6 protein-coding genes are annotated in these 6890 nt (G+C 41.1%); 2 read left to right on the forward strand and 4 right to left on the reverse strand.

Translation table 11 applies throughout. The features are described from left to right. Positions 1–305: 305 nt before the first annotated feature. Together GKR71_RS00840 and prfH are read left to right on the forward strand one after the other, a co-directional pair. On the forward strand, positions 306–1439 hold the full coding sequence (locus GKR71_RS00840) for an RNA ligase RtcB family protein (protein WP_154633797.1): 1134 nt from the start codon (positions 306–308) through the stop codon (positions 1437–1439). Next, positions 1439–2050: a peptide chain release factor H gene (gene prfH, locus GKR71_RS00845; RefSeq protein ID WP_154633798.1), complete on the forward strand. Its 612-nt coding sequence runs from the start codon at positions 1439–1441 to the stop codon at positions 2048–2050. Before GKR71_RS00840 ends, prfH begins: the two co-directional genes overlap by 1 nt. A gap of 44 nt (positions 2051–2094) precedes the next feature. Here the strand turns inward: prfH and GKR71_RS00850 are convergent, their stop codons facing one another. From GKR71_RS00850 to uvrD, 4 genes are all read right to left on the reverse strand, one after another. Next, complete coding sequence (locus GKR71_RS00850) at positions 2095–2784, reverse strand: hypothetical protein (protein WP_154633799.1); 690 nt, start codon at positions 2782–2784, stop codon at positions 2095–2097. 192 nt (positions 2785–2976) lie between these two features. Continuing rightward, on the reverse strand, positions 2977–3561 hold the full coding sequence (locus GKR71_RS00855) for a 2OG-Fe(II) oxygenase (protein WP_036948865.1): 585 nt from the start codon (positions 3559–3561) through the stop codon (positions 2977–2979). Positions 3562–3786: 225 nt separating this feature from the next. Then, positions 3787–4518: a hypothetical protein gene (locus GKR71_RS00860; RefSeq protein WP_154633800.1), complete on the reverse strand. Its 732-nt coding sequence runs from the start codon at positions 4516–4518 to the stop codon at positions 3787–3789. Positions 4519–4660: 142 nt separating this feature from the next. Continuing rightward, on the reverse strand, positions 4661–6823 hold the full coding sequence (gene uvrD, locus GKR71_RS00865) for a DNA helicase II (protein WP_108478790.1): 2163 nt from the start codon (positions 6821–6823) through the stop codon (positions 4661–4663). Between the last annotated feature and the right edge of the window lie 67 nt (positions 6824–6890).

Consider the following 6890-nt stretch of genomic DNA (forward strand, 5'->3'; position numbering starts at 1 on the left):
ATTTATTTATAAAGGAATTAATTTTAGGATAAAGATTAATTTTACACTTTTTTTCTTTCTCCTCTTGCAAAAGAAAAAAGTTCCCGTTAATATCCGCCGCGTTTTCATTCATTCAATCAATTCACTGCAAGGAGGTTCATCATGACAACAACTAATCAAACTCTTTGCGGGCAACCACAGAAATAGTCTTAAACGTTAAAAATAACCTTAGGCGTTATAAATCGTTTTAAACGTTAGTTCAGCTATCTTCTCAAAACTTGCCTGCTAATCACCTTATTTTTCACATTAAAATGAGTTAATAGCTTATGGGCAATACCCTTCATTCTGTCGGTGAACACGTTAGTTATATCGCGACAGAATCTACATGGATTGAAAGTAAAGCAATCCAGCAATTACAAACAACCGCTAATTTACCCGACATGGTTTCTGTGGTCGGCATGCCTGACTTACACCCAGGACGTGGCTACCCAATTGGTGCAGCATTTTTCTCAGCTAAACGCTTCTATCCGGCGTTGGTTGGCAATGATATTGGCTGTGGCATGAGCCTGTTTCAAACTGATATTAAGCGCGCCAAAGTTAACTTGGATAAGCTGGAAAAACAGCTGTCTGAAATGACGGGTCATGCGCCATTAGAGTGGCTAAATGAACACGTTCCTGAGTCGATGAAATCCCATGATTTTATGACTTCGCTCAGTTCTATTGGTGGCGGTAACCATTTCGCGGAGTTTCAATCCGTCGATAAAATCATAAACCAAGAATTGTTTGAGCAAAGCGGTCTTGATAAACAAAAATTGTTATTACTCGTGCACAGTGGATCGCGTGGTTTGGGGCAATCTATTCTACGCCAGCATGTTGAGCAACATAGCCATAATGGGCTGGATGAACAATCCGATGATGCCAAGACTTACCTCAAAGCACACCAAGACGCGCTACAGTTTGCACAGATCAACCGCCAATTGATTGGGCTGCGCATGATGCAGCAAGTTAAAGCTTCGGGGGAGCAGCGTTTCGACCTCAATCATAATCTTGTTGAGCCAAGCTGTATTGATGGCATTGACGGTTGGCTACATCGCAAAGGTGCGACTCCATCCGATAGAGGTTTCGTGGTGATCCCCGGCTCTCGCGGTGACTACAGCTATTTAGTGGCGCCAGTTGCCAGTGATTTGAGCTTAAATTCCCTCGCTCATGGCGCTGGACGCAAGTGGATGAGAACGGAATGCAAAGGTCGTTTATCACATAAATATACGCCATTACAGCTATCCCGAACCACTTTAGGCAGCCGAGTTATTTGTGCAAACAAACAATTGATTTATGAAGAAGCACCGCAGTCCTATAAATCCATTGATACCGTTATCGAAAGCATGGTTGAGGTCGGCATTATTCAGGTTATTGCCCGCTTAGCGCCCGTGATCACCTATAAAACGAGCGGAGATTGTTAATGACATTATTACAGTTTTCCTCAGCTCAAGGACCCGATGAGTGCTGTATCGCCGTGGAAAAAGCGTTTTCTTGTTTTTTAAAAGAAGCCGCTTTGTTAGATGTTCAAGTTGATATGTTGGAGTCTTTTCCATCCAAGCAGGGACTAAAGTCAGTGTTAGTCTCCTTAGAGGGGAAACAGAGCGAACAGCTGGTCAACGCGTGGAGTGGAACCGTTCAATGGCAATGCCAAAGCCCTCTGCGACCACGCCATAAACGCAAAAACTGGTTTATTAGCATAATCACATTTGCGCCTATTCAGCCCCTAGAGGAGAGTGAAATCGAATATGAATTCACAAAATCTCAAGGTGCCGGAGGTCAGCATGTGAATAAAACCTGTTCCGCGGTACGAGCCAAGCATGTCGCAACGGGGATCAGTGTGAAAGTCCAATCGGAGCGCAGCCAGCATGCAAATAAGAAACTGGCGAAAGAGCTAATCCATTGGAAGCTCAGTGAGTTTCAATCTCAGCAACTGAATTCCTTAGATAAGCAGCGCCATCTTTCTCATTATCAAATTGAGCGGGGCAATGCGTCATTAATGTTTGCTGGAAAAGAGTTTAAACGAGTTAATTAAGTTATGGGGAGCCACCGTAAGTCGGTGGCTTCCCAATTTACTTCCTAGTAGCAATATTGAGTACCAAGATAAATTTCACAGCCACCATAAATGGTGCTTGGCTCAAATGCATTCAACAGATTGTTATTAACTGGGCTACCGTCTTTTGAACTTAATATAGCCATTTGCTCAATCATCACCGATTCAATTTCATCGCCACCAAAACAGATCGAAATTTGCGGCTCATTCATTCTTGTTAATGTCTCATTTGCAACCTCACTGAGTTGAAGATATTGACCATTTAAATTATAAAATTTCTTGTCCATTCCTAAGTTATTATTATAAAGCGACAATACTGCGTGCTGAATAAGTGGGGTTGACGATAAATCCACCTTAGGAAAAGCAGCCGGTTTCTGAGGCAGTGAATCTATAATGGATTGCAATTTATTAATAAAATCCACGGCATCATCTAAATTATCACCGTATTCTAAACTATCCATATAGTTATCAATTTTTATTATTGCAGCCTCATAGCTAGAATATCTTTTTTGGTTAATGCGAATATCTCTTTGCGCTTGTGAAATATATCTATCTGTAGGTTTTCTATCTCTCGTCAAAATTTCACCATATCTATCAGTCAGCCTTTCCAATTCACTCAGATACTTTTTATGGTTTTCTTCGTATTTTTTAAAATATTGTTTGTATTCTTCGAAGTCTAATTTAAATTTGGCAAATTCATTTTTTAACTTAATCATATAATTCATCCTTTATTTATATTTAAATTAACAAATATTTATTATCTTTATGCCGCTCAAGATAATAAATTTAAAATAAAGGGAATAATTAAAAAAAACAAACTCATAGTTTATATACAACTTTTAGTTTTATTATTAAGGTGATTAGTTTACAGCCCGCCCCTTTGCAGAGGCGGCATAGACGAGAAAGGGTTACAGTATTTTTTCGGTCAGAAACCAACCGGCAATACTTTCACGCTTTTTTTGGGTAGGCAGAACTTCATGGGGAAAATCTTCAGACATAAAAAATACCATGCGGCCTGCTAGCGGCTCCAAGGTAAATAGCTCGTTATCTTGCATGTCATACATCACAATTTCACCACCATCACCCTGCTGCCATGATTCATTCATATATAGCACAGTGGTGATTTTACGGCGTCCTTGCCCACGGAAGTTATCCACATGCTTTTTATAGAATCCACCATTAGGATAACGACAGAAATGGGTTTCAAAATCCCGCAATCCAAGAAATAACTGACAGTTAAGTTCCTGACGCAAGTTTTCCATTTTATCTAGATAATGTACGACTGGCGCCCCCATTTCAGGTTCAAGCCACACCGTTTGGTCGCCACGGATGGTTTTGTTGTCTTGTAATGTATTTTGATAGCCAATACGCGCGTCTTGTAGCGTATCGGGGATACAACTTTTAATAGCCTGAATTTCTGACAGATTCAGAAAATCGTTCCACACATACCAACCTTGTGTGGAAAGTGAATCAATAAGTTGATTGATAGACATGATGAATCTAAGAGTGGTTATTAGGTGAGATTTTATACTTGATTATCGGAAAAAATTAAAATAAAAAACGTAAATCTTAATGATTCAATCGATGAATCAAAGAAAAAACTAAAAATATCCTTATTTTTCAAATAAAACTCTATTTCCATTCCCCCAAAATTACCGCGCTATAACAAAAATGGTGCTTAACTGCCATTAAGCACCAAATAATCTCGATGGCTAAGCTTACATTCCTATATTATCAATACCCTTTACGATGTGGTTCACTGGGGTTTGTGGCATACCTTGCTGATATTCACCCATAACGCTCATTTCATTACTTGAAAACGCTGACATTTGATCTCTTATACGGCTTTCACGAGAAGATAAAATATATACTTTCCCGTCATGCATAGAATAATTTTCATTTCCAAGTGCATTGTTGTAATCGTACATCCTAGCAAAAGAAAGGCTTCTTACCTCCTGAATAGCATAATTAGTTTGTCGTATATGGTTGTCAATCCTAATAGTTAACGCCTTTTCATCATTAAATGACTGTTTCTTTATATTAAATCCAATTTCAGAGGGTAAATATTTATTTTTAAATTTAATAGAATTACTCTCTAGCATTTCAATCTGAATCTTATTATTCTCTTTTTCTAATATTTTAAATCGCTGATTAAATTCTTTTTTACTATTAAACTCCAATACTAAATTTTCAGAAATATATTTTTTATCATCATTATGATATTCTTTCATTTGAACTAAGAACATTTCATAACGATGAATAGTCACCATTAATTCATTATATTGAGATAAACGTTCCGCTCCACCTTCCCTCTCGACTATCTCATAAAAATCAGATGCATCTTTTTTTAATCTATCTATTTGCCTTTCTACATAACCAATTTTCCTCTCTATTTCCTTATACTTTTTATCATTAATATCAAAATCAACATAAACAGTTCTATAAACCATACAATCATCCTTAATTTAACAAATCAAATAACTCAGAGATTATGATGATAAATAGAACCGAAACTAATTAATAATTTATTATTTATATAGATAAAGAGAATGGAAGCTTAAATCTAATAATATTTCCATTCTCTATAATTGACTATAAATTCTCTAACCGCGCGTAAGACGCCACTAGCCATTTAATCCCTTGCCCTTGAAAAGCAATTTGCAAGCGGCAATGTTCACCACTACCTTCGAGATTAATAATGGTGCCTTCGCCGAATTTAGGGTGCATCACTCTCTGCCCTAACGCATAGCCAGAATCATTTTGGCTAATCGGTGTGCCAAGACGTTGATGGCTGACAGGCCGTGAAACCGTGGCTCTTAATCGAACTTCTTCCACACACTCCGTCGGTAGCTCACCAATAAAGCGGGATGGGCGATGGTAAACTTCCTTGCCATATAGGCGGCGACTCTCGGCATAAGTGATTGTCAATTTCACCATAGCACGGGTGATACCCACATAGGCAAGACGGCGCTCCTCTTCTAAGCGCCCACTTTCATCCATCGACATTTGGCTTGGGAACATGCCTTCTTCCACGCCAACCATAAACACGACAGGGAATTCCAGCCCTTTCGCTGAGTGTAGCGTCATCAATTGCACTGCATCTTGGCTGGCATCCGCTTGACCGTCCCCAGACTCCAATGCCGCATGAGATAAAAATGCCTGCAATGGCATCAAATCTTGGTCTTCATCTTGATAGCTAAAATCGCGGGTTGCGTTAACTAACTCTTCCAAGTTTTCAATTCGCGCTTGGGCTTTTTCACCTTTTTCCTGCTCATACATCGCACGCAAACCAGAGTCATTAATCACGCGGTCAGCTTGCACATGCAGTGGCATCTCTTGGGTTTCTTTCGCTAATGCGTCGATTAACTCTAAGAAACGCTCGATGGAGCTTGCCGCTCTACCTCCCAAGACTTGCTCGCGAAGTAAGTACTCACAACTTTCCCATAATGTCAGTTGCTGATCCCGAGCAGTTTGGCGAACGGTATCCAGCGTTCGCTCACCAATGCCTCGTGTTGGAGTGTTGACCACACGCTCAAAAGAGGCATCGTCGTTACGGTTAGCAATTAATCGAAGGTAGGATAATGCGTCTTTGATCTCTTGGCGTTCAAAGAAGCGCTGACCGCCATAAATACGGTATGCCATCGCCCCTTGAATTAACGCTTCTTCCATCACACGGGATTGTGCGTTGCTACGGTAAAGAATGGCACAATCTTGTAGCGCTCCCCCGTTTTCATGCCACTGTTTAATGCGCCCAACCACATAGCGAGCTTCATCAAGCTCATTAAAGGCGCAATAAAGGGAAATCGGCTCACCATCACCGCCCTCCGTCCATAAATTCTTACCGAGACGGTCGCTGTTATTGGCGATAAGCGTATTTGCCGCTTTCAAAATATTATTGGTCGAACGGTAGTTTTGCTCGAGTCGGATAGTTTCTGCACCGGGAAAATCATTCAAGAAACGCTGAATATTTTCAACTTGAGCGCCACGCCAGCCATAGATTGACTGGTCATCATCGCCGACAATCATCACTTTGCCAGTCTCACCCGCTAACACACGGATCCACGCATATTGAATGCTGTTGGTATCTTGGAACTCATCCACCAAAATATTGGTAAAGCGCTCGCGATAATGCTGTAAAACATGGGGCTTATTCAGCCATAACTCATGTGCACGTAGCAGTAATTCGGCAAAATCCACCAGCCCTGCACGGTCACAAGCTTCTTGATAGGCTTGATACACTTTCAGCCATGTCGCTTCGACTGGATTACCATAGCTTTCAACATGCTGGGGACGCAGCCCTTCATCTTTTTTACCGTTGATGTACCACATTCCCTGACGAGGCGGCCACTGCTTCTCATCAAGATTCATGGCTTTAAGCAGACGACGAATCAAACGGTACTGGTCATCACTGTCTAGAATTTGGAAATCTTGCGGCAGATTCGCATCCAAGTAATGCTGGCGAAGTAAACGGTGTGCGAGACCGTGGAAAGTACCGATCCACATGCCGCCTTCACTAGTCCCCACCAACTGATTGATACGATGACGCATTTCTGCGGCAGCTTTGTTGGTAAACGTCACGGCCATAATCGAAAATGGGGAGGCATTCTCCACCGACATAAGCCATGCAATGCGATGAACCAACACACGGGTTTTACCGCTACCTGCACCTGCAAGTACCAGTAAATTAGTGCGCGGGGCTGCAACCGCTTCGCGCTGTTTGTCATTAAGACCTTCGAGCAGATATGAGACGTCCATAGTTACCATCAAAGCAAGACAGTGGCTACCACCACTGTGAGGTTACTGACAAAGAGGGAGAAAAGCG

This window comes from Providencia sp. wls1922 (assembly GCF_009706505.1).
Lineage (GTDB): Bacteria > Pseudomonadota > Gammaproteobacteria > Enterobacterales > Enterobacteriaceae > Providencia > Providencia lanzhouensis.

Excerpts from the sequence above, each read along its gene's own strand:
- GKR71_RS00840 (WP_154633797.1), top strand. The coding sequence starts at position 306 with ATGGGCAATACCCTTCATTCTGTCGGTGAACACGTTAGTTATATCGCG.
- prfH (WP_154633798.1), top strand. The coding sequence starts at position 1,439 with ATGACATTATTACAGTTTTCCTCAGCTCAAGGACCCGATGAGTGCTGT.
- GKR71_RS00850 (WP_154633799.1), bottom strand. The coding sequence starts at position 2,784 with ATGATTAAGTTAAAAAATGAATTTGCCAAATTTAAATTAGACTTCGAA.
- GKR71_RS00855 (WP_036948865.1), bottom strand. The coding sequence starts at position 3,561 with ATGTCTATCAATCAACTTATTGATTCACTTTCCACACAAGGTTGGTAT.
- GKR71_RS00860 (WP_154633800.1), bottom strand. The coding sequence starts at position 4,518 with ATGGTTTATAGAACTGTTTATGTTGATTTTGATATTAATGATAAAAAG.
- uvrD (WP_108478790.1), bottom strand. The coding sequence starts at position 6,823 with ATGGACGTCTCATATCTGCTCGAAGGTCTTAATGACAAACAGCGCGAA.